The organism is Mesotoga sp. UBA6090, from assembly GCF_002435945.1.
Lineage (GTDB): Bacteria > Thermotogota > Thermotogae > Petrotogales > Kosmotogaceae > Mesotoga.
Genome location: NZ_DIXC01000057.1, coordinates 24,815 through 47,049 on the forward strand (window position 1 = coordinate 24,815; position 22,235 = coordinate 47,049).

The following is a 22,235-nucleotide window of genomic DNA, read 5'->3' on the forward strand; positions in this document are numbered from 1 at the left end:
GCTGGGTGTGAAAGTGAAGCTTGGAATCGACTGTCTCTTAGAGAGCGACATACTGAAGAAGAAACGGATCGGGTTGCTAACCAACTCTAGCGGTGTCAATGGGGATCTGAGAATCAACGTCGACCTCATGCTTAACGCAGGCTTCAATATCGTGAAATTGTTCGGTCCCGAGCACGGTATCTCGGGAGCCGCGGCCGATGGAGTTAGCGTCGGCAACGCGGTGGACGCCAAATATGGTATACCGATCTTTTCGCTCTTCGGAGATGTGATACGACCAACAGAGGAGATGCTCTCTGGAATCGATGCCTTCGTTTACGACATTCAGGATGTCGGCCTTCGATTCTATACGTATCTCTATTCCCTCGTCTATTCAATGGAGGAGTGTGCGAAAAGGGGGATAGAGGTAGTAGTTCTCGACAGACCCGACCCGCTTTCATGTAAGGTCGTGGGCCCCACAATAAAGAAGAGGCTCGACAGCATAGTCGGGGGGTATGGTCTTGCCCTGAGGTATGGCTTGACCGTTGGTGAGGTTGCGAAGTACTTCGACAAGATCTTCGATATCGGTGCAGATCTTACAGTAGTGCCGATGGAGAATTATGAGAAATATATGTACTATGATCAGACCGGTCACCTGTGGAGCACGCCTTCCCCGAATATTCCCTCGCTTGAGCACGCAATACTTTACTCGGGTTTCTGCCTCTTCGAGGGCACGAACCTATCTATGGGGCGCGGCACTGTCCACCCCTTCAAATACATAGGAGCGCCATGGATCGACTCCGCACCACTTTATGAGGAACTGAAGAAACTTGATCATCCCGGTGTTGCCTTTAGAGAGAGGAGTTTCATTCCGGGAGCATTCAAGCTGCAAGACCAGTCCTGTAATGGTCTTGAGTTCTATGTTACAGATAGAAACGCCATTAAACCCTTGGAACTTGCTCTAGACATTATCGCCATTCTTATGAAGCTGTGGCCGGGAAAATTCGACTGGGATGTGCACTATCATGGAACCAGCATCCCACTCAACAAGATGTGGGACGGCAGGTATCATTTCGACTTGATAATAGGAGAAGAGCAGTATAGAGAAAAACTGCTTCAAGGGGCAACTTCAGCGGAGCTTTCCGAGTTATGGAAAGATGAGCAAAGAGAGTTTGAGAGTTTAACAAGAGAATTCAGGATCTATTGAGCTTCTCAAACATCTGTTCGGCCAGTATTTCATCAACATTCCCGGTGAAAAGTGAGGTTCTGTGATTGTTTATCATCTCCGAGAATCTTTCATTGTAATAAGCGGAGGCAAAAGAGCCGCCAAAGGTGTGTATTGTGTCAACCTCACCGGTTTTTTCAAGAACTCTGAGGGTTCTCTTAGCAAGTACTTCGATCCCTTCATCCGCTACAATCTTAACCAATTCGGAAGGGTCTTCAAGTGCAACTCTACTAAAAGAGGCAATCTTTGTCTTCATGTCTGGCAAAAGCGTAAGGTTGACAAGTTCTTCTATGTTATCCGTTTCAAAGAAATCGACAAGTTGATCGAAAACGGGATCGTGAGGAATCAGCTCATCCCTGTACTTAAGAGAAGCGACGATCAACTCTTTCGAGATCCAGTAGGCGCTTCCCTCATCATCAAAAATGTGTCCCCAGCCACCTGACTTTACCGCTTCGCCTGCATCGTCATGACCATAAACCGTTGAACCAGTACCTGAAACAACAACAACGCCTCTTTCTTCGCCAACCGCAGCTCTGTACAAGCCTTCAATATCCATAATTACCTCAATTTCTGAGTCTCTGAAAACAGATTCCAATGCTTGTCTCAGCTTTCTTTCGCGAATTCTATCTCCGGCACCGGAGAACGCTGCAAGTATGACGTCCGGAACCCAAATATCGTCGCGGACTAATGAGAAGATCGATACAAGATTACTGGTACTGACTGCAGTGATATTTACTCCCGTGTTATAATTTTTCCTTTTCTTCCCTTCACTTGAAATGGCAGTCACTCTAAGATTAGTGCCGCCTCCGTCCATTGCAAGTATCTTCTTGCTCATTCTACTCTCCTCACAACCTTTAGTCTGTAGCGATCCCCTCTGTATACGGATCTGACTATTTCAACGCATAAGTTTTTATTTGTGAATGTCTGTCTTTCACGAGCTATCCCGTAGCTACCCTCTTCAACATGAAGATGGCATGCCTCTTCTTTGGACAGTCTGCAGACTTCAATGTTTTCCTGAGCGTGATCAAGAACTAGCGACAGTTCATTCTTAAGAATAGCATACAGAGACTCTACACTCATATCTCTGCTGACTATGTTGAGGATCCTGATATCTGCCAGAGGATTCAAGTAAGCCATCTCAATTCCGTATGGTTCGTCATTCAGGTATCTCACTCTCTGCAGAAACACCACCATACCGTCAGCGGGAACACCGAAACTCTTAGCAATTTCATCAGGAGGAACAACAAGACCAACACTTAACACTACTGAGCTGGCTCTAAGCTTTTCTCTAGCTGCCTCTTCCGTAAAACCAGTAAGCGAGCTGATACTCTCCTCGTGTTTCTGTTCAACAACGAATGTTCCGCGACCCTTCGATGACTCAATTACATACTCTCTTTTTAGCTCGTCAAGTGCTCTTCTAAGAGTAAGCCTACTGACGCTGAATTCATTGCAGAGCTCCTTTTCGGTTGGAATCTTCTTCGAATAGACCCCCTTACTTATTCGACGCTTCAGTTCCTTATAAATCCGGTAGTAAACCGGTGTACCGGTTTCTCTCAATTCACTCCTCCGAGTTCTTTGAGAGCCGAGCGCACATGGCCCCTGTTGCGTTTGAGAGAGTCTTCACACTTTTCTTTTCCGAGACCCGTAAGAGCCATGAGAATCGCGAGAGGGACCTCCCTACCGGAGGCCTCCAATATCTTCTCGGACTCTTCATAAGAGAGATCGCTAATCTCAGAAATTATTCTAGTTGCTCGATCGACCAACTTTCGATTGAGAATCTTCACCCCTATCATGTAGTTCCCAAAGACTCTGCCAACCTTTACCATAGTGATAGTGCTGATCATATTAAGAACCAGCTTCTGAGCCGTACCGGCCTTCAATCTCGTGCTGCCGGTTACTACTTCAGGACCTGTTCTTACCGCTATTGTCACATCAGCAAACTCCGCGAGATAAGGTTTTCCAACATTACAAATTATGATCGTTTTGGCTCCCTGCTTTCTCGCATACTTAAGAACACCCTCCACGTACGGCGTTCTCCCCGATGCCGAAATTCCGATCACGGCGTCTTTTCGCGATATTCCGACCTTTATTGCCTCCATTTCGCCTTGTTCAGTGCTGTCTTCAGCGTGTTCGACAGGGTTGGCTAAAGCTTCCTGACCTCCTGCCATGAGTGTTACAAAGAGATCTTTGGAAACGCCGAAAGTCGGAACGACTTCTGCCGCATCCAGTACTCCTAGTCGACCGCTAGTACCCGCACCGGCATAGACGATTCTCCCACCTGATTCAATGGAGTTCACGCAGTGCTCAACCGCAGAAGCGACTTCTTTCAGGACATCTCTCACTGATAGAGGAACCGTTGCATCCTCTTCATTCATTATTCTAAGCATCTCGTACGTCGATAGTTCATCCAGATTCTTTGTCCTGGGATTTGCTCCCTCTGTTTCCAGCTTATCAAACTTCATCTCAGACCTCCTGCGGTATGCTAACCGGGAGTCTTCCTTCGGCAGCTATCCTTCCCTTAATAACCTTAAGGATACTCCTCTGCGAAACTCCTTCGTAACCATAACTTAGAACGCAGTTGTTCACACCTTTTATGAAAGCATCGTATGGATTTCTCAAAGCTATTACCAGTGTTCTTCCCGTTCTCTGCGAAAGCCTTATGAGGAATTCTCTCTGTCCATCATTGAGATGAGCATTCTCTGTGAAGACTAATCTTATACCCTTTCCCGGGGCACTTAAAGCCAACTTATCTGCTTCTTCAACTGTCATTCCAGCTGCATAGTCGATCACCGGGCAATCGATCATCTGAGCAATCTCCCTTGCAACTGCGGGGACACCTCTTTGAGGACCGTCCTCTACCTGAACTAATCTAGACAGTCTCACAGAGTAAATAGCGCTTACACTGCTGAGAGGCAGAGGTAGGAGAGACTCATCGTTGAGAATAGCTGTTATAGATTTGTCTGAGATCTCCTGCATCGCTCTCTGATTTTCAGAGGAAGAGATCTCATCAAGCGAGTTTCTCGCAGATGCTACCGCCTTCATCCTGAAACTCTCCACCCTCTTTAGCGACTCTTGCAGTCGGGCTTCTAGCTCGGAGAATCTTTCGATCTTCCTTGTCAAATACCTCTTAACTCTCCTCTGAATTTCCGGTTCGTGGCAGTATGTAAGGTAGTCCATCCCGTTCTTGAGGCCTTCGATGGCAGCCTCCTCGGGTGAGAAATAATTGCTCACACCCCCCATACCAAGATCATCTGCAACAAGAACCCCCTCATAGTTCAGTACGCCACGAGCGAGGTCTGTCAAGATCTCCTTCGACATGGAAGCCGGAACTCGATTGGCTTGAAGCTGAGGAAAGTATATATGAGAAGGCATAAATGAATCTGCCGTAATCTCCCTGAATGGCCTGAGCTCGCAAGAGTCGAGCGTGGAAAACGGTACATCAAGAGTGGGAAGATCTAGATGAGCATCTACATCTACCCTCCCCTTACCTGGAAAATGTTTTAGACAGCTCATTACTCCTTCGATTTTCATTGACTCGACAAAGGCTTTCGCATATGCTATCACCTGATCAGGAGAATCGCCAAAGCTTCTAATGCCAATTCCCGGGTTTTTGGGATTGCAGTTTATATCGACAACGGGAGCGAGATTCCAGTTCACACCTATGGCGTTCATCTCTCTAGCCATAATTCTCCCAGCAATTGATGAATTCTCAACATTTCCGGTAGCTGCTATCGCCATCGCACCCGGAGAAACGGTGAAGCCCTCCCTGAGTCTGCTTACGATTCCGCCTTCCTGATCTATAGCTATTGCAGGCTTGTATCCAAGAACTCTTTCAATTTCATCGACCAAGTCTCTTATCTGTGCTGAATCAACGATATTTTTCGAGAAGAGAATAATAGCCCCGGGCTTCACTTCTCGAAGTGTCCTTTCGGTCTCGCTATCAATCTCAGGACCCGGGATTCCAATCAGAAAGAGCCGTCCTACGGCTTCATCTAGATTCATCTTCATCTGCTCCTTAATTATGGATACACTACCATTCTAAATTCTGGAGACTTGTATTGTCAATTATCTATTTGTATAGTATGAATATACATAACCTTCGATTCCGTTGCTCATCGATCTTATTCAACTGTAGTTCCGTATAAGTGTGCCAGGAAAAACTTGTATACATAGCGAAAATGGGTTAGCATTGCTGTTGGAAGAGCATAGGATCAGTTGCAAGTTCCAAGTTCTTAGTTGTAATAAGAACAAGAGACCGAGAAGAAGGCAAATCTGATCAGAACGAACTTATTTTGTCATCCTGAAGTGCTCTTGTTCAGGATCTGGGTTTTCGAGAAACAGTGGTTCGGGGTAGCGGGTTCGTGGTAGGAAGAGCAAAGGAACTGGTTCGCCGTTGAGCGGTTATCCGTTTGGCAAGGGAAACCTGTTATTCGTTCCAGAGCGAGGATCTGTTCTTCGTTCTTGGTCAAACCATTATTCAGAGAGTAGAGAGAAGGGAAAAGCAATGAGGGCAAGTAAGGATCTGGGATCTTGAAAAGCTCTTTACTCCCCTCTCGAGAGGGCTCCATCGTCGACGGGGTGTGTTGAATACATCAAGAACGGACCTCATGTTTAGAACGAGTTATCTGACGTTTCTTTACTTTAGAGCTTGCAACTTGGAACTGACAACTTGCAACTACTCTTTCGAAGGACGGGTCCATGTTCTTGGACGAAGGACCAAGGACGGCTCTGCTTCCAGCATGACGGCGTTTGACGTTTTTTTCGGGCCTGCGGCTTGCAACTTGGAACTAAGAACCTGCAACTGCTTTTCCCGGACGGCGGACCGTTGACGGTTAACGTAAAACATAAGGAGGTTCATTTTGATCTGGAATAAAGTTGATGAAATAGTCTCGTGCGGTATTGAAAAAGCAGTGTACCCGGGAGCCGTAGTTTTAGTAGGGAAGGATACCGAGGTCCTTTACAAGAAGGCCTACGGATTCATCGCGGTAGACGACAATATTCCCACGACACTTGAAACGGTGTACGACATCGCGAGCTTAAGCAAGGTGGTTGCAACCACAAGCGCGATAATGCTTCTCGTCTCGCGTGGAGAGCTTTCTCTCTGGGATACACTTGGAGATTTCTTCGATGTACCCGAATCAAAGAAGGGAATTTCAATTTTCCATCTGCTAACCCATACCTCGGGGATGCAGCCCTATTCTGAAGCTTGGCGAGAAATCAAGGGAAGGGAGTTGCTGGATTCCATAATCTCACTAGAGCCAGAGTCTGGACCAATGGAAAAAATAAACTATTCATGTCTTAATTTCATAACTCTCATGGCCGTTGTCGAGAAAGTCACCTCCATCAAATTCGACGAGTTCTGTTCAAAGGAGGTTTTTGAACCGCTCGGGATGAATTCGACCTCATATCTGCCGAAGGACCTCGATCACGTGGCACCGACAAGCGAACGGGAAGGAAAGGTTCTAAGGGGTTTGCCGGATGACGAACTAGCATATTATCTCGGTGGAGTAAGCGGAAATGCCGGCGTTTTTTCATCGGCGGAAGATCTTTTCAGGTTCGTCTCCAGTCTAATGTATGCGAGACTTGTACCTTCGAGGGTCTTTGAAACGTTCATCTCTGAAACAGTATCAATTGGAGAAAGCAAACGGCATCTAGGCTGGATGGCACCCGCAAGGGGCTCCAGTGCAGGTGACATGCTCGGAGAAGAGGCCTTTGGTCATACCGGATTCACAGGGACTTCAATATGGGCAGATCCCGCCACGGGGCTATTCGTTGTTCTTCTCTCCAACCGAACGAACATCAGCCGGAGAGACACTATACCTCAAATGCAAAGAATCAGAAGGCGCTTACACAACCTCATATTTGGGAGCCTCGGATGATCTGGAATGAGATAAGAGATCTTCTCTCCAGCTATTCAAGAAACATTCTCGGAGTCATGTCGGGAACGTCGGCCGATGGTTTGGAACTTGCCATTGTGAATTGCTCCGGGAGCGGTAAGTCCATGAAGGTGAAGCTTCTCGAGCATTCTTCCGTTCAGTTCGAATCCCGGCTCCAGGATGAGATAGTAAGAACCTTCGACCCGTCGCTTTCGGGTGTAGACAGAGTAAATTGGATGAACTTCCTCATCGGGAAAAAGCACGCAAACGCAATCAAGTCCTTTCTAGATAGGACAGAAGTCAAAGTTGAGGCAATCGCATACCACGGACAGACCGTTTACCACGACCCTGCGGTGCATGCCACTCTTCAGATTGGCGAAGCGGATATCGTGTCTTCTGAGACTTGCCTTCCGGTTGTCTTTGATTTCAGAAAGAAGGACATGGTTTTCGGTGGAGAGGGAGCACCTATCATCCCTTATTTCGATTGGATCTATTTTGAAAGCGGCATCTACGCAGTAAATCTAGGTGGAATAGCGAACGTAACTTATGTGGCTGAGAAACTTGAAGACGTGAAGGCCTTTGACACAGGTCCAGCCAACTGCCTGATAGATCTAGTAGTAAAAAGGAATTTCAACAAGGAGTTTGACAAAGGCGGCAAGATCGCGACCAGGGGCTCTGTGAACAGCGAGATACTCGACGCTCTAATAGGGAGAGACCGAAAATATTTTGAGAGGAAACCCCCGAAATCGACGGGAAGAGAGGTCTACAACGAAGCCTTCCTGGAGGGGATCTCCGTCTCCTCTCCGGAAAACCTTGTTAGAACACTCGTTAGGTTCAGCGTATTCCAGTTAGTTCAAAGCATCAATTCATATTTACCTTTGGGGAAAAGAATCGTAGTTACGGGAGGAGGAGCCCTTAACCCCGTTATGATCGAGGACCTTAAACAACTGAGCGGCTTTGATGTAGAAGTGCCTGACAGAACCTTCTTACAGGCAAAGGAAGCGATGGGCATGGCAGTTCTAGCTCAGGAGTTCTTTAACGGGGTAGAAGCAAACGTTCCATCTGTAACGGGAGCGAGAAAGAGAGTTGTTCTAGGAAAACTGGCTTTACCTTGATCTCCCTGACGGGAGAGAAAACAAAAAGGAGGTTTTTACAGTGAGGCGAATCTTTCTGTTAGTTCTCGCAGTTCTTTTCACCGCCATGTCAATGGCAGCTCCATTTGTGGAAGATACTCTGCTTACACCGGATCCAAATCCTAAGATGGGAGGTACTCTATATCTAGCGCTTACCGGATCTCCCCAATCATTCAACTTCTACGGAACCCTTGACAACAACGCATACACGGTGGTGGGTCAGATGTTAACGGGACTTGTAGAGGCTCATCCCGTTACATCAGCAATCAGACCGGCCCTGGCAGAGTCTTGGGACGTTTCGGAGAATAACAAAGAGGTCACTTTTCATCTGAGAGATGTGAAATGGTCAGATGGGGTGCCCCTTACAGCAGACGATGTAATCTTCACCTTCAAGTACTTCATCATGAACCCGGTCGCAAGGGGAAACTCGGTTGACCGCTTCACGATCGAAGCTCAGCCCATAAAGTGGGTGAAGGTAGACGACAGAACGGTCAAAGCGATTCTTCCCGCACCTTACGCAGCTTTTTTCACCGTTCTCTCGCACGCTTATATCTACCCCTCACATGCGCTTGAGGACAAGATAGACAAAGACAGGCCAGACTCCGTTAATGATCTATGGCTGACAAACACTCCTCCAAGCGAGATCCCGGCAAACGGTCCGTTCGTTCTTTCGGAATACATAATCGATCAGAAAGTAGTTATGACGAAGAACCCCAATTACTGGAAGGTCGATTCTCACGGAAACAAACTGCCATATGTCGACAAGGTTGAATACGTTATCGTGAGTGACGCTCAGGTAAGACTGGCGAAGTTCATGGCCGGCGAGCTTGATTACATGGCCGTCTCGGGAAATGACTTCCCAATACTGAAGGAGAGAGAACTTGCCGGTGGTCCATTCAGAGTTTTCCTTGCCGAGCCCACTCAGCCTACTCCAAGCCCGATTCATATTGCCTTCAATTTCGATGCCGAGGACCCGAAACTCAGAGAGGTTTTCAGAACCACCGAGTTCCGCCAGGCAATGGAGTATGCTCTGGACAGAGAGAGAATTATCGATGAGGTTTACAATGGACTGGCCGTTCTTGGAGGAGTGCCTGTGCTTCCTTCGAACAAGGCCTTCTACAATCCAAAGATCGAAGAGATTCGCAGACCTTTCAACCTTGCCGAAGCAGCAAGGCTCCTTGACGAATTAGGCTTCAAGGACGTCAACGGTGATGGTCTGAGAGAGTACCCGGACGGAAGCAAGTTCGAGTTCGTCCTGACTCTTCAGAGCGCTCCTCAAGAATATCAGGATATCGCCTACATATACTCCCAGGATCTACTTAGCATAGGAATTAAGGTAAACCTGCAGATACTTGATAGTTCTCTTACCGGCCAGATGTTCGGTGCAGGTAGTTTCGAAGTTGGAATCAGGGCATTCGGAAACCAACCCGATCCTCAGTTGAGAAAGGCCATATGGCAGCCGGGCACACAACTGTATTACTGGCACAGAACAACAAGGGATCCCGAGACAAATCTTCCAATATTCGAGAACATGCTTGACTGGGAGAAGAGAGTATATGAGCTCTTTGAGCTCGGTCAAGTCGCAATGGACCACGCAGTCAGAAAGACCTTCTACGACGAATGGCAGGAGATTTACGCAGAGTACTTGCCCGTGATATTTGTGTGTAAAGGTATGAATCTTTATGCTGCCAACAAGTCTCTTGGAAATGTCGAACAGAACGAAGAGGGTCTTCTCTCTTACGCTTCCTGGACTGTATTTAAGAAATAGGCGCTTAATTTGCGGGAGGAGATTCTCCTCCCGCTTTACTTCTCTGGAGGAAGGTCATGTGGTCTTTTATCGCAAGAAGATTGCTTATCATGATTCCAATGATGTTCTTCATATCTGTGATCTGCTTCGTGATTACCGAGCTTCAGCCGGGCGATTTCATAAGCCAGTACCTTGATAATCCGAGAATCTCACCGGCACAGATCGAACTGCTTAGAAAGAACCTCGGCCTAGACGAACCCGCACATGTCAGATACTGGAACTGGATAAAGGGAATCGTCACCCGCGGAGACTTTGGATACTCTTTCGCCTTCCAGAGACCTGTTGGAGAGTTGATATGGGAACGCATGGGTTGGACTGTATTTATTGCACTTGGGGCGATTGTATTCCAGTGGATTCTTGCAGTTCCTATGGGCATCTATTCGGCGCTACATCCATATTCATTTGGGGATTACACCTTAACCGTTATTGGTTTCATAGGAGTCTCCATACCTGATTTTTTCATGGCTCTAATTTTGATGTATCTAATGCTGCAGATGGGGGCGACATCAATAGGGGGCCTCTTTTCGCCCCAGTTTGTCGGGGCGCCCTTCAGTCTGGCAAAACTTGTAGACCTTCTGAAACACATTTGGGTCCCTCTCATAGTCGTTGGGATGAGCGGTTTGGCTGGGCTTATGAGGGTAATGCGCGGAAACATGCTCGATGTGGTCTCTTCTCCTTTCGTTACTTCCCTTAGAGCCCACGGTCTCGATGAGAAAACCGTTAGAAAGCACGCAATCAAGAACGCCCTAAATCCTATGGTCAGCATAGCCGGAACGGAGCTACCGAACGTGTTCAGCGGAACTATCATCGCCGCTATCGTATTGAACCTTCCGACAATGGGACCCTTCTTCTACAATGCGCTTCTTAATCACGATCAATACTTAGTTATGACATTTTTGATGTTCATAGCCATCATAACCCAGATCGGGAATCTTCTTGCAGACATTGCTCTAGCCGTTCTCGATCCAAGGATAAGGATGAGCTGACATGCAGAGCACTAAAGAACGAATCGCAAGAAACTTTTTTAAGCATAGATTGGGAGTCATTGGGCTTATTGCTCTTTCGATCATGTACTTACTGGTTATATTCGCCGATTTCATAGCTCCTTACAACTACATAACGGCGCATAGAAACTTCGTGTACGCTCCTCCTTCGAAAATCCGTTTCTTCGACGAAGAGGGAAAATGGCGGGGCCCCTTCGTGTACGGAATGACCAAGCTCAGAAATCCCGTTACCTATAGACTGGAATTCACTGAAGACAAGAGCAACGTAGTACCGATAAAGCTCTTCGTAAGGGGTGAAGAATACACTTTCTGGGGGCTTTTTAAGACCGATCTTCATCTGTTTGGAGTCGAGGAGTCATCGGATGTGGCAATGATACTTCTCTTTGGAGGAGACAGGTTTGGAAGAGATCTCTTCTCTAGAGTCCTTGTAGGAGGCAAGGTGTCGATGACCGTGGGCCTTGTGGGCACCCTGATAAGCGTTTTTATTGGTGCTATCGTAGGGGCCCTTTCCGGTTACTATGGCGGAACTATCGACATCCTGATACAGCGTTTCATAGAGCTACTGAGATCTTTCCCGAGAATACCTCTATGGCTGGCTCTTGCTACAATACTGCCCCCGCAGTGGCCGAGCACGTGGGTTTACTTCGGAATCGTAATCGTTCTGTCGCTAATAGGCTGGATGGGGGTTGCTCGTGTTGTGAGGGGGATGGTCTTGAGCCTTAGAGAGAAAGAGTTTATTCTGGCTGCCAAAGTATCCGGTGTATCGAACATGAAGATAATAACTCGTCACCTCATCCCAAACACGATCAGCTATCTAATAGTCGTTTCGACTCTTTCAATACCGGGAATGATTTTGGGCGAGAGCGCAATCAGTTTTCTTGGCCTTGGCATAAAGGAACCTATGACCAGCTGGGGATTGTTGTTGAAACAGGCGCAGTCCCTATCTGAACTAGAGGCTCATCCCTGGCTGATGATTCCTGGAATCTTCATAATCGTCGCGGTCCTCTCCTTCAACTTCGTCGGAGATGCCTTAAGAGATGCCGTTGATCCTTACAGGGCGGTGGAAAAAGTATGAGCACAATCCTAGAAGTCAAGAATCTAAAGACGTATTTCAGAACTCCGGATGGTCTGGTCAAGGCCGTAGACGACATCAGTTTCAACCTTGAAAAGGGAGAGATTCTAGCTCTGGTCGGAGAGTCAGGCTGTGGAAAGAGCGTGACCGTACAGACTATACTTGGTCTTATCAAGGTTCCTCCCGCAAAGGTTGAAGGAGAGATCTTCTACAAGGATAAGAATCTAGTTGGACTTCCAAACAGTGCATACAGAGACATCAGGGGCAGAGAAATCAGCATGATATTCCAGGAACCGATGTCGACTTTCGATCCTCTCTTCACCATAGGATACCAACTGACAGAAGTGGCAAGAGCTCACATGCCATGGAACGAAGGCAGAACATATGAGGAGATTATTTCGATTCTACGCAGAGTCAACATTCCTGAACCCGAGAAGAGATACAAGGAGTATCCCCACGAAATGAGCGGCGGCATGCTACAGAGAATAATGATTGCGATGGCCCTAATAACAAATCCAGAGATAATCATCGCCGACGAACCAACCACCGCACTGGATGTCACAATACAGGCACAGGTTCTAAACATTATGCGAGAGCTCCAGGGCGAATTCGGCAGTTCGATAATCTTCATCACCCATGATCTCGGGGTAGTTGCCGAACTGGCCGACAGGGTTCACGTCATGTACGCCGGAAAGATCGTCGAGAAGGCAGGGGTGAATGAGCTTTATTCATCCCCCTCTCATCCTTACACAAAGGGCTTGCTGAACTCCAGAGTGATGAGATCCTTCAAGGGAAAGAAACTGCCTTACATCGAAGGATACGTTCCCAGGGCATATGAGTTTCCAGAGGGCTGTCGATTCAATCCGAGATGCCCTCACTCGATGGAGATCTGCCGAGAGAAAGATCCGCCCGAATTCTATGTTGGTGACGGCCACACTGCTGCCTGCTGGCTTTTCGAGGAGGGATCTGAAAAATGAAGATACTTTCTACCGAAGGACTTAAGAAGTTCTTTCCGATAAAGGCCGGCGTCTTCCTCCAGGTTGTCGGCCATGTAAGGGCAATGCAGTCGGTTACCCTTGAGATAAACAGGGGAGAGACAATCGGAGTAGTTGGGGAGTCCGGCTGCGGAAAGAGCACTCTGGGCAGGACGATAGTGAAGATCTACGAGCCGACCGGCGGGAAGATAGTCTACCATGACGAAAACGGAGAAGAACACGACATAACAAAAGGATTTGGAAAGAACGTGCGCTCGAAGTTTCGACGAGATGTTCAGATGATCTTTCAGAATCCCTTCGATTCTCTTAACCCCAGAATGACGGTAAGGGATATTATAAGGGAACCGATCGAGGCACACAACCTCTTATCCAAGAATGAAGCAGAGGATTATGTGGGAGAGCTTCTGATGAAAGTGGGCCTCTATCCCGAATACGCCCAGCGTTACCCTCACGAGTTTTCCGGGGGACAGAGGCAGAGGATCGCGATAGCCCGTTCGATCTCGGTTGGACCGAGGTTGATTATTTGCGATGAACCCACCTCTGCCCTCGACGTTTCCGTTCAGAGTCAGATAATAAACCTGTTGCAGGAGTTGAGGGACGAAAGCGAGATGTCCTACATCTTTATCTCACACAACCTAGACGTCGTGCACCACATGAGCGACAGAATAATGGTGATGTATCTGGGGAACGTCGTGGAGACTGCCGAAGCAACGGAGCTTTTCAATAACCCCGCTCACCCTTACACAAAGGCACTTATGGCTTCGATTCCAAATTGGGATCCCGAGAACCGGAAACTTCAGAACATCAGACTGGAAGGGGAACCCCCTAGCCCGATAAATCCACCGTCTGGATGCCCGTTTCACCCTAGATGCCCCTACAAAATGGACATCTGCAGTAAAGAAATGCCCGGCAACTTCGAGGTGGCTGAGGGCCATACAGTCGCCTGCTGGCTGCATAAAACCGAGGTCAAAGGACAGGGGGGAGAGGTTTGAAGAGCAGAAAATTAGTTGCAAGATGCAAGTTCCAAGTTCTGAGTTGTAAGAAGAACAAGAGACCGAGAAGAAGGCGAATCTGATCAGAACGAACTTATTTTGTCATCCTCGTGCTCCTGTTCAGGATCTGGGTTTTCGAGAAACAGTGGTTCGGGGTAGCGGGTTCGTTGTAGGAAGAGCAAGAGAAACTGGTTCGCCGTTGAACGGTTCTCCGTTCGCCGATAAGAGCCGCTTGCCGCTCGCTAAGAGACGCTGAACGCAGGGCAAAACAGTTCCAAGTGCCATGTTGCAAGTTGCAAGACTGTGAGGAACCGTCCTTGGTTGCCCGTCCAAGAAAAAGAATTTGTTCTTCGTTCCAGAGCGAGGATCTGTTCTTCGTTCTTGGTCAAGGCATTTATTCAGGGAGTAGAGAGAAGGGAAAAACAAAGAGGACAGGTAAGGATCTGGGATCTTGAAAAGCTCTTTGATCCCCTCTCGAGAGTGGTGGCGACGGCTCATTCGTCGACGGGGTGTGTGTGTACGTCAAGAACGGACCTCATGTTCAGAACGAGGTATCTGACGTTTCTTTACTCTAGGGCTTGCAACTTGGAACAGGCAACTTGCAACTGTTCTTCGAAGGACGGGTTCATGATCTGGGACAAAGGACCAAGGACGGCTCTGGATCCAGCATGACGAAATGTGTAGGTCCTCAGAAGGATCTTTGTTTTCTGACCTCTTTCCTCACACCTCTGACATCTGAGGTTTTTTGTGATCTCAAAGAAAAAGGCCCGCCGTTCGGCAGGCCTTTGCATTAATTCTCAATCTAGCATTACGGCTTTGATTACTTTGTCTTTCTCATTCTCTGCCTTGACCATCATCTCGCCGATATCTTCCAGTTTGAAGGTATCGGTAATCAGAGGTTTCACATTTACTGCTCCGCTCTTTATCATTTCTACGCATCTTGGGAAGTAAAGAGCCGGAACTGCATGTGAGGCTCTAAGCTGAAGCTTGTTGAAGTGGAACTTGTTGGCATCGAACTTTATGAACCGTCCCTCACCGTAATCAATTCCGATGAAGCCGACGACTCCTCCAAAATTCATGACGTCGAGAACTTCGGGAATTACATACGGCGGTGCGGTGACGAGAGCTTTATTCACGCCGCCCTTGGGGAATTTGTAGGAGCCGATCGGGGTCTTGTCGACCAGTATGACATCCTCCACTCCGAAGCTCTTTGCGACATCTATTCTTATCTTAGATCTTGAATGGTTGGCGACAAAGACTCTTCTTGCTCCCATGGCCTTGACTATCTGAACGGCCATGAGACCGATCGGGCCTAGACCAACGACGAGCACGTCGTCGTTCAGCTTGGGGTCGACCGTGTATGTGAGGTCAAGCGCAACTCCCATTGGCTCGACGAGAGAGGCTTCTTCGTATGGGACTCCTTCGAATGGCACCGCATTCTGTTTATCGATTATTACCTTCTCGGCAAAGCCCATCGTGAGATTCTCTTTCTCGGCCCTTATGAAGACGTTGGGTGCTCTGTCATGGCAGAGATCCACTCGCCCGTTTCTGCAGTCCTCACAAGTCCCGCAAAAGGAGCCGCTTTCTACCAGCACGCTCTGTCCGACCTTGACATTTTCAACATTTGAACCGACCTCTTCCGCAATGCCGACTATCTCGTGGCCGAAAGTCTGCCAATCCTTGGCTTCAGTTCTTGCTGTGTGAAGATCTGTTCCGCAGATTCCCGAGGCCTTTATCTTCAGCAGTACATCATTCGGTTTCAGAGGGGGAAGATCTACGTCCCGGACCTCGAATTTGAACGGCGATTTTACAAACGCGGCTTTCACATAGACACCCCCTACAGCTCTAGATTTGAACCGGAGACTATCTCTTCTATCCTTTCGTATAGTCCGTCGTCCATATCCCATTCGACGGCGCCGAGATTCTGCTCTATCTGTTCGACCTTCTGAGCGCCCGCAATAACCGATGTCACTGCTTCATTTCTGATAAGCCAGTTGATGGCTATGTGACTCAGAGGCTTCCCTATCTCATGCGCCAGCCTGTTCAGTTCCACGACGACCTCGTAGTATTTCTTGAACTCAGGTGAATTTAGCTTCGGATTTGCTGCCCGCACGTCGTGTTCGCTGAACTTCTTCTTGTCGCTTATCGCTCCAGCCAGGAGTCCCTGGAAGAGCGGGCTATATGGCAGAAAGGCCATTCCATTCTCCAGAACGAAGGGAAGGACTTCCTCTTCAACCCTGTAATCGAGCGGAATATTATGGTAGCTCTTTGGGTTCCTTTCGAGCATGTTGTAGAGACCCTGCATGCTGCTGACCTCTCCCACTTTCATAGCTCTCTTAGCCTCAGCGATGGAGAAATTAGAAAGACCTATGTATCTTATCTTTCCTTCCTTCTTCAGCTGAACCATGGTCTCCATTGTCTCTTCGATCTCGACTTCGGGATCTGGCCAGTGAAGCTGATAAAGATCCACGTGATCAGTTCCAAGTCTTCTGAGACTATCCTCTATCTCTTTGCGGATGCTCTCCGGCTTCAGGCAGTTTCTCGTTCTTCCCTGATCATCCCAGAGAAGGCCACACTTTGTTGCGACAAAGATCTTATCCCTCGAGCCTTTCATTGCCTTTCCAAGTACCTCCTCAGCGTGTCCCAAACCGTACACGGGCGCCACATCGAAAACGTTTATGCCACCGCTAATTGCCCTCTGGATTGTTTTGATCGAATCTTCGTCGGTCGTTCCATCCCAGAAAGAGGGGCCGGATACTCCCCAGCAACCGTAACCGAGTGCCGATAGCTTCTCTTCTATCTTTTTCACTTTTTTGTACTTCAATTGTCTCGCCTCCCTTATTCGAGATTTGCGTGGTTCTTGAACATCATTTCCGAATCTATGCTCAATTTCCCCATTAAGTTCATCACAATGATATCCGTTAGAATCAACAGTGATTGTTCGAATAGATTCCCCATCGGTTGAACCGAAGAGACGCCCGTCCTGTCTGGCACTTTCGGCGTCTTCGTGGGGATCGTAATAACCACATCGCTGAATCCCGCCACTGTAGATTCCTTGCTGGCAGTTATAGAAGCTATTCCGGCTCCAAGTTTTCGGGCCTTCTCGCTGTTAAGAACCACAGAAGGAGTCTCCCCCGAAGCGGATCCAACGATTAAGAGGTCTCCCTCTCCCAAAGAGGGGCTGGTTACTTCTCCAACAACATGGACCTTCAATCCCAGATGCATAAGCCTCATCGCGAAGGCCTTGATCGCCAGGCCAGACCTGCCCATCGCAAAGAGAAAAACTCTTCTTGCCTTTAGAATTCTCTCGGAGAGCTCTTCGATCGATTCATCCGTAACTCCGGACAGGACGGATCTAATCTCGTCAATAACAACATCAAGCGTACTTTCGAATTTCATGAGCCCTTCTCCAGTCGCTTCTTTATCTCCGATGCCACTCTTGCAGGATCGGCTGCTTCCCATATCGATCTTCCGGCAATCACTACGTCGGGCTTCAAGGGGAAGACATGGGAGAGATTGTCGGGAGATATTCCGCCAGCAACGGCGATCTTTGCCTCTGGAAGGACCCTCCGGATAATTTCGATCTTTTTCGCGTATTCGAGAAGGTGCATGCTCTCTCCCACACCGCTCAGATCGGCAGAGGTGTGGATGCATACGTAATCCGGTGATAGCGGAGAGACCTTTTCGGCAAAGGATTGGAGATCAGAAATCTCTATAGTGTCCAACATTAGCTCTCCGCCAAACTGGTCGGCAGCTTTTCTGACTTCCGAAATCGTTTTGAAAGAAGCGAATCCAAGAACCGTCACGATATCAGCCCCGTTTTCAAAAGCCATCGTCGCTTCGAGATAACCTCCATCTACAATCTTCATATCTGCGAGAATCTCATGATTGGGAAGGATCTCGCTTATCTCTCTTACCAGAGCCGCACCGTGAGCAAGAACGGCAGGCGTACCGACTTCGAGAATGTCTATATAATCCGCGACTTCTTTGGCGGTCTTTAGAAAGCTGGCCTTTATGTGAGTGTCGTTTGCAAGTTGTAAACGGATCATCAATAGGTTACCCCGCCAACGAGAATGATACTGGAGTATGGAATCTGCTCGCCGGTTCTGATTACTCCTTTAGACTGAGTGTTGGTGAGTTCCTTGAACCTGACATGGGGAACGAATTCCACTTCTATGCCTTCGAGCAGGTGCTTCAAAGTATCTTCTAGGCATTTTGGACTAACGGTCTTCATCTCTTCAGAGAAGATTACCTTTTCAACTTCAAGCTCTTCCAGCACGGGATCTAGAACATCGAAGACCCCTGGCTTTCCGCCTACAATACTGACATCTATCCTGTATCTGTCTGAGGCAATAGGAAGTCCGGAGTCAGATATTACCAGTAAGTCTGTGTGGCCCATCGAACCTATAAGATTGCATATCTCTTTATTCAGAATTCCGCTTTTCTTCATAATTATCGCTCCCTTCAAATCTTTGTAGTCAAATGTATCCGGAATTTGTAGTGGGTTGCTTCGTACCAGCACTGCACCAGCTCAACATGCTCACCCAGGGCAGTGCAGCCTACTCTTTCGTAATATAGGATCGGCGCTCCCTCTTCTATCTTCAGAAGCTTTGCTATTCTTCCCTCGGCGAGCCGTCCCTCTATGATCGCGTCTCCCTCGACGACGGCAGTTCCCTTATTTCCCATCAGTTCATAAAGAGAACCCTCAAAGTTCTCTTCTCCAGTAAGGTTTGATCTAGACGTGAGAAATGATATGAAGAGAGCAAGAGGAAAGTAAGACTCATTTCCCCTCAGTCTCGTAACCTGAAGCAACTCTTCGTCTTCCGAGACGTGGAGAATTCTCGCCATGTCCGGACCTGCCTTGACTTTCTTTACCTCAACAACCTTAGTTATCGGCACATGGCTCTCGAGCCTCATCTGTTCAGTGAAGCTTCGGATAGTTGTAAGCTGCTCCTGAGAAGCGTTGTTCGTTACGATAGTTCCTCTTCCCCGAGACCTGGAGATCTGTCCGCTGCTTTCCAGGGCCTGCAAGGCTCTCCTCACGGTCGCCCTGCTGACGTCAAACGCTTTCATCATAGCTTCTTCCGTTGGAAGTTTTCTACCAACGGCGCCCGGTTCCTTCATATAATCCGAGATTATTCTACAAATCTGGTAGTAGAGAGGAACCGGACTCGCTCTATCAAGGGCTATTCTTCTGTCTGCATTAAAAAGCATTATGAAATCACATCCTTCTTCGCGGTACTCGAGAGGCAAATAGGCTAATTCGAATACGGTCTCAGTTTTGCAAGGTCTTCATAGGTTTCTATGAGCGAACTGTAGGCCTTATCGAAAACATCGAAAAGTCTTTCGTAGTACCTGTGATTTTCTGGGTCGTATTCGATGAACTGAACATCCCTCACGAAGTTAGACGCTTCCTTGAACGTCATCTCTCCAGCTCCAACAGCTCCAATAATAGCCGCTCCCATTGACGTTGCCTCTTCAAGATACTCCGGCACGGTAACCGTCTTTCCGAATATATCGGCTACAATTTGTTTCCAGTTTCTTCCCTTTGCTCCTCCGCCGATAAGGCGAATCTTGTCGAACTTTCCCTTTGTCTCAAGAATATCCAGGACTATTTTCAGGTTGAAGGCCACACCTTCGAGCACCGCCCTCAGCATGTCGGCCTTTCTATGTGTCGAGGAAAGTCCTATAAAGGCTCCTCTAGCATTTATGTTCCACCTCGGGCTTCTCTCCCCAAGCAGATAGGGCAGGAAGATTAGGTTTCCCGCTCCGGGTCTTGTCTGGTCAATTAGATCGTCCATAATTGTAAAGGCGCTGAGCCCGAGTGCCTTGGCCTTCTCTTCTTCGTGCTGACAGAGAGCATCCTTTGCCCAATGATAAGAGGCTCCGCCTGCTTGCATTGTGCCAGTGGGGCAATAAAAACCCTCTATGGGATAAGCAAAGTTAAACGTCCTCGATTTCTCATCGAAGAGCGGTTCCGTGGAGCATGTGCTGACCCAGCTCGACGAACCGAGATAGAGATAAGCCTCATCGGGACTGACAACCCCTGCTCCGAGACAGGCACACGCGCCGTCTCCGCCTCCGCGGACTATGAGAGTCTTCTTAGACAGTCCAAGTTCCTCCGCTACCTTCGGTAGTATCTCCGAGACGACATTCGTTGAGGAGGTCACGGCGGGAAGTTTATCCATATCCAGCCCGAGAACCTCTACGAGTCTTTCCGACCATTTCAGGTTTTTGATATCGAAGAGAAGCGTCATAGATGCATCTGAATGGTCCGTCCCAAACTCTCCGGTGAATCTGGATACTATGTAATCCTTCGCATTCAGGAATTTATGTGCCTTATTGTATATTTCGGGTTCGTTGTCCTTTATCCAGGCAATCTTCGGGCCGGAGTATGTCGGCGTTATCCTCGATCCCGTGAGCCTGTAAACGAAATCATTGCCCACTTCTTCGAGCCTTGCCGACTGTTCGACGCTTCTCTGATCGGCCCATATGATGGCTCTTCTAAGGAGCTTTCCGTCCCTGTCCACGGGAATGGCTCCCATCATCTGGCCGCTGAAGCTTATAGCGACTATCTCTTCGGGATTGACACCGGCCCTGACGATGAGCTCCGAGGTGGTTTCTTTGACGGACTCCCACCACTCCAGAGGATCTTGCTCTACCTGATTCGGCCCGGGATGATAGGTCTTGTAACCTGAGAAAGAACTGGCCAGGAGTTTTCCGTCCACTCCGTAAAGTGTCGCCTTGTTCCCGGTAGTTCCCAGATCGTATGCGATGACGTATTTCACTTCTTATCGCCCCCGATTATCTCATTAACGAGAGCTTCGATTTCTTTTCTTTCCGGCATTGAAGGCGAAGTGCCGAATCTTGTCGTGGAAATGGCGGCTCCGGCACGGGCGTAGTCGATGGCTCTTTCCAATCTCTCTCCCCTTGAGAGATATGCCGCAAAAACGCCGGCAAATGCATCTCCAGCTCCGGTTGTATCAATAGTCTTCACCCTGCAGGCGGGGACGAGTCCTCCATTTACCGATGGACAGTAAACTCCCTTACCTCCAAGAGTTATGAGTACAATGTCCACCGACTTCTTCAATTCAGACGCTATAGCCTCTATCGACTCCATTCCATCGAGGGGAATTCCCGTCATGAGGCTGGCCTCTATCTCGTTCGGCATAATAATGTCTACATATTTTAGGATCGAATGATCAAATTCCTTTACGGGAGCGGGATTTAGCAAGACTCTCGCCCCGGAGTCCCTGGCGAGTTTTATCGCCTCATAGGTTGCGTCGAGATTCGCTTCAAACTGGGTAAGAAAGACATTGGAAGAGGTGAAGATATCTCTGTGCCTTCTAACATCCTCAACAGTCAACTCGTTGCACGCCTCTGGCGCAACTGCAATAGCGTTGTTTCCATTGTTCTCATCTACTATTATCAGAGCGACACCAGTTCCGGCAGTATCCGACTCGAGAAGATACTCCTTTGTGATTCCAAATCTATCGAATGCGTCCTTCACGAATGGAGCAAACAAGTCTTTGCCTATCTTCGTCATGAACTTGACGTCAGATCCGGCCTTTCTGGCAGCCACAGCCTGGTTGAAACCCTTGCCTCCGGGACCCATCTTGAAGGGACCGGAAAAGACCGTCTCTCCTACAACGGGTATATGGGGAGAAAGGGTAGTGAGATCCATGACATAGCTACCGAATACTGTCACTTTATTCATCTGAAACCTCCAAACAATCCAATAATTTTATCTAGGTCTCTTCTCTTCCGCGATCTCCAGCAATTCACCGCCCGGACCCTTGAACGTGTTGTAGTAAACCTTTCCGTCAAAGACCGTAATAGGATCGGTCGATTCGAGTTCAATGCCGTTGCTCTTAAGGTAATCCATTGCCTTTTCAATGTCATCTACAACAAAAGAAAGGTGCTGAAAGTGAGATTGTGATTCAGGAGCAAACTCCCTCTCTTTGCTATCTTCGTAACACATAAGTTCGATTTCACAGCCTTCGCCGGCAACGAACGCCACTTCGAGCCTCTTTTCAGGCAGCTTCTCTCTATTAACCAGTTTCAACCCGAGAAGACCTGTGTAGAACTCGAGCGCTTTATCGAGATCGGGGACTTCTACTGCCACATGAAAGAACTTGTTTATCTTCATTTCCCA

21 protein-coding genes are annotated in these 22,235 nt (G+C 48.1%); 8 read left to right on the forward strand and 13 right to left on the reverse strand.

Annotation, left to right across the window (positions count from 1 at the left end):
• The first annotated feature begins 7 nt into the window (after positions 1-7).
• Entirely contained in the window at positions 8-1,183 is a 1,176-nt protein-coding gene (locus tag B3K42_RS08720) for an exo-beta-N-acetylmuramidase NamZ family protein (protein WP_258367472.1), read from the forward strand.
• On the opposite strand, the gene B3K42_RS08725 is transcribed toward B3K42_RS08720, so the two are convergent.
• Genes B3K42_RS08725 through nagZ form a run of 4 tightly spaced genes read right to left on the reverse strand, consistent with a single transcriptional unit; the run spans position 1,170 to position 5,203 of the window.
• Positions 1,170-2,036 carry a BadF/BadG/BcrA/BcrD ATPase family protein gene (locus tag B3K42_RS08725; RefSeq protein ID WP_110991160.1) on the reverse strand — a complete coding sequence of 289 codons (867 nt, stop codon included), beginning with the start codon at positions 2,034-2,036 and terminating at the stop codon, positions 1,170-1,172. The two genes, B3K42_RS08720 and B3K42_RS08725, sit on opposite strands and share 14 nt — an antisense overlap.
• Complete coding sequence (locus B3K42_RS08730; protein ID WP_110991159.1) at positions 2,033-2,758, reverse strand: GntR family transcriptional regulator; 726 nt, start codon at positions 2,756-2,758, stop codon at positions 2,033-2,035. The genes B3K42_RS08725 and B3K42_RS08730 overlap by 4 nt, the downstream gene beginning before the upstream one ends.
• Positions 2,755-3,663, reverse strand: a complete 909-nt coding sequence (gene murQ / locus B3K42_RS08735) for an N-acetylmuramic acid 6-phosphate etherase (RefSeq protein WP_110991158.1) — start codon at positions 3,661-3,663, stop codon at positions 2,755-2,757. The genes B3K42_RS08730 and murQ overlap by 4 nt, the downstream gene beginning before the upstream one ends.
• Before the next feature lies 1 nt (position 3,664).
• Positions 3,665-5,203 carry a beta-N-acetylhexosaminidase gene (nagZ, locus tag B3K42_RS08740; protein WP_110991157.1) on the reverse strand — a complete coding sequence of 513 codons (1,539 nt, stop codon included), beginning with the start codon at positions 5,201-5,203 and terminating at the stop codon, positions 3,665-3,667.
• A gap of 857 nt (positions 5,204-6,060) precedes the next feature.
• Between nagZ and B3K42_RS08745 the strand changes: the two genes are divergently transcribed.
• The 7 genes from B3K42_RS08745 to B3K42_RS08775 are packed head-to-tail and all read left to right on the forward strand — an operon-like array spanning position 6,061 to position 14,080.
• Positions 6,061-7,080, forward strand: coding sequence for a serine hydrolase domain-containing protein (locus tag B3K42_RS08745; RefSeq protein ID WP_110991155.1), 1,020 nt, complete (start codon positions 6,061-6,063; stop codon positions 7,078-7,080).
• A complete protein-coding gene (locus B3K42_RS08750) occupies positions 7,077-8,192 on the forward strand; it encodes an anhydro-N-acetylmuramic acid kinase (RefSeq protein WP_110991154.1) in 1,116 nt (371 codons plus the stop codon). The genes B3K42_RS08745 and B3K42_RS08750 overlap by 4 nt, the downstream gene beginning before the upstream one ends.
• A gap of 40 nt (positions 8,193-8,232) precedes the next feature.
• Complete coding sequence (locus B3K42_RS08755) at positions 8,233-9,978, forward strand: ABC transporter substrate-binding protein (RefSeq protein ID WP_110991153.1); 1,746 nt, start codon at positions 8,233-8,235, stop codon at positions 9,976-9,978.
• Positions 9,979-10,034: 56 nt separating this feature from the next.
• On the forward strand, positions 10,035-11,003 hold the full coding sequence (locus B3K42_RS08760; RefSeq protein WP_110991152.1) for an ABC transporter permease: 969 nt from the start codon (positions 10,035-10,037) through the stop codon (positions 11,001-11,003).
• Position 11,004: 1 nt separating this feature from the next.
• On the forward strand, positions 11,005-12,096 hold the full coding sequence (locus B3K42_RS08765; protein ID WP_110991151.1) for an ABC transporter permease: 1,092 nt from the start codon (positions 11,005-11,007) through the stop codon (positions 12,094-12,096).
• The gene (locus B3K42_RS08770; RefSeq protein WP_110991150.1) at positions 12,093-13,070 is read left to right on the forward strand and encodes an ABC transporter ATP-binding protein; all 978 of its coding nucleotides are present in this window, start codon (positions 12,093-12,095) and stop codon (positions 13,068-13,070) included. Before B3K42_RS08765 ends, B3K42_RS08770 begins: the two co-directional genes overlap by 4 nt.
• Positions 13,067-14,080 carry an ABC transporter ATP-binding protein gene (locus B3K42_RS08775; RefSeq protein ID WP_110991149.1) on the forward strand — a complete coding sequence of 338 codons (1,014 nt, stop codon included), beginning with the start codon at positions 13,067-13,069 and terminating at the stop codon, positions 14,078-14,080. Before B3K42_RS08770 ends, B3K42_RS08775 begins: the two co-directional genes overlap by 4 nt.
• Positions 14,081-14,877: 797 nt before the next feature.
• Here B3K42_RS08775 and B3K42_RS08780 read toward each other — a convergent pair.
• From B3K42_RS08780 to B3K42_RS08820, 9 genes are read right to left on the reverse strand one after another with little or no spacing between them, the layout of a single operon-like run.
• Positions 14,878-15,906, reverse strand: a complete 1,029-nt coding sequence (locus B3K42_RS08780; protein ID WP_110991147.1) for a zinc-dependent alcohol dehydrogenase — start codon at positions 15,904-15,906, stop codon at positions 14,878-14,880.
• A gap of 11 nt (positions 15,907-15,917) precedes the next feature.
• Complete coding sequence (locus B3K42_RS08785) at positions 15,918-16,904, reverse strand: aldo/keto reductase (RefSeq protein WP_110991146.1); 987 nt, start codon at positions 16,902-16,904, stop codon at positions 15,918-15,920.
• A 14-nt stretch (positions 16,905-16,918) separates the two neighbouring features.
• A complete protein-coding gene (gene hxlB / locus B3K42_RS08790; protein WP_110991145.1) occupies positions 16,919-17,479 on the reverse strand; it encodes a 6-phospho-3-hexuloisomerase in 561 nt (186 codons plus the stop codon).
• Entirely contained in the window at positions 17,476-18,129 is a 654-nt protein-coding gene (locus B3K42_RS08795; RefSeq protein ID WP_258367466.1) for an orotidine 5'-phosphate decarboxylase / HUMPS family protein, read from the reverse strand. Before B3K42_RS08795 ends, hxlB begins: the two co-directional genes overlap by 4 nt.
• The gene (gene rbsD / locus B3K42_RS08800; RefSeq protein ID WP_110991143.1) at positions 18,129-18,530 is read right to left on the reverse strand and encodes a D-ribose pyranase; all 402 of its coding nucleotides are present in this window, start codon (positions 18,528-18,530) and stop codon (positions 18,129-18,131) included. Before rbsD ends, B3K42_RS08795 begins: the two co-directional genes overlap by 1 nt.
• A gap of 14 nt (positions 18,531-18,544) precedes the next feature.
• Positions 18,545-19,294 (reverse strand): GntR family transcriptional regulator, encoded by a 750-nt coding sequence (locus B3K42_RS08805; RefSeq protein ID WP_110991142.1) that lies wholly within the window; start codon positions 19,292-19,294, stop codon positions 18,545-18,547.
• 44 nt (positions 19,295-19,338) lie between these two features.
• Positions 19,339-20,868: a xylulokinase gene (gene xylB / locus B3K42_RS08810; RefSeq protein ID WP_110991141.1), complete on the reverse strand. Its 1,530-nt coding sequence runs from the start codon at positions 20,866-20,868 to the stop codon at positions 19,339-19,341.
• Complete coding sequence (locus B3K42_RS08815; protein ID WP_110991140.1) at positions 20,865-21,797, reverse strand: ribokinase; 933 nt, start codon at positions 21,795-21,797, stop codon at positions 20,865-20,867. Before B3K42_RS08815 ends, xylB begins: the two co-directional genes overlap by 4 nt.
• A 27-nt stretch (positions 21,798-21,824) precedes the next feature.
• Positions 21,825-22,229 (reverse strand): VOC family protein, encoded by a 405-nt coding sequence (locus B3K42_RS08820; RefSeq protein ID WP_110991139.1) that lies wholly within the window; start codon positions 22,227-22,229, stop codon positions 21,825-21,827.
• Positions 22,230-22,235 lie beyond the last annotated feature (6 nt).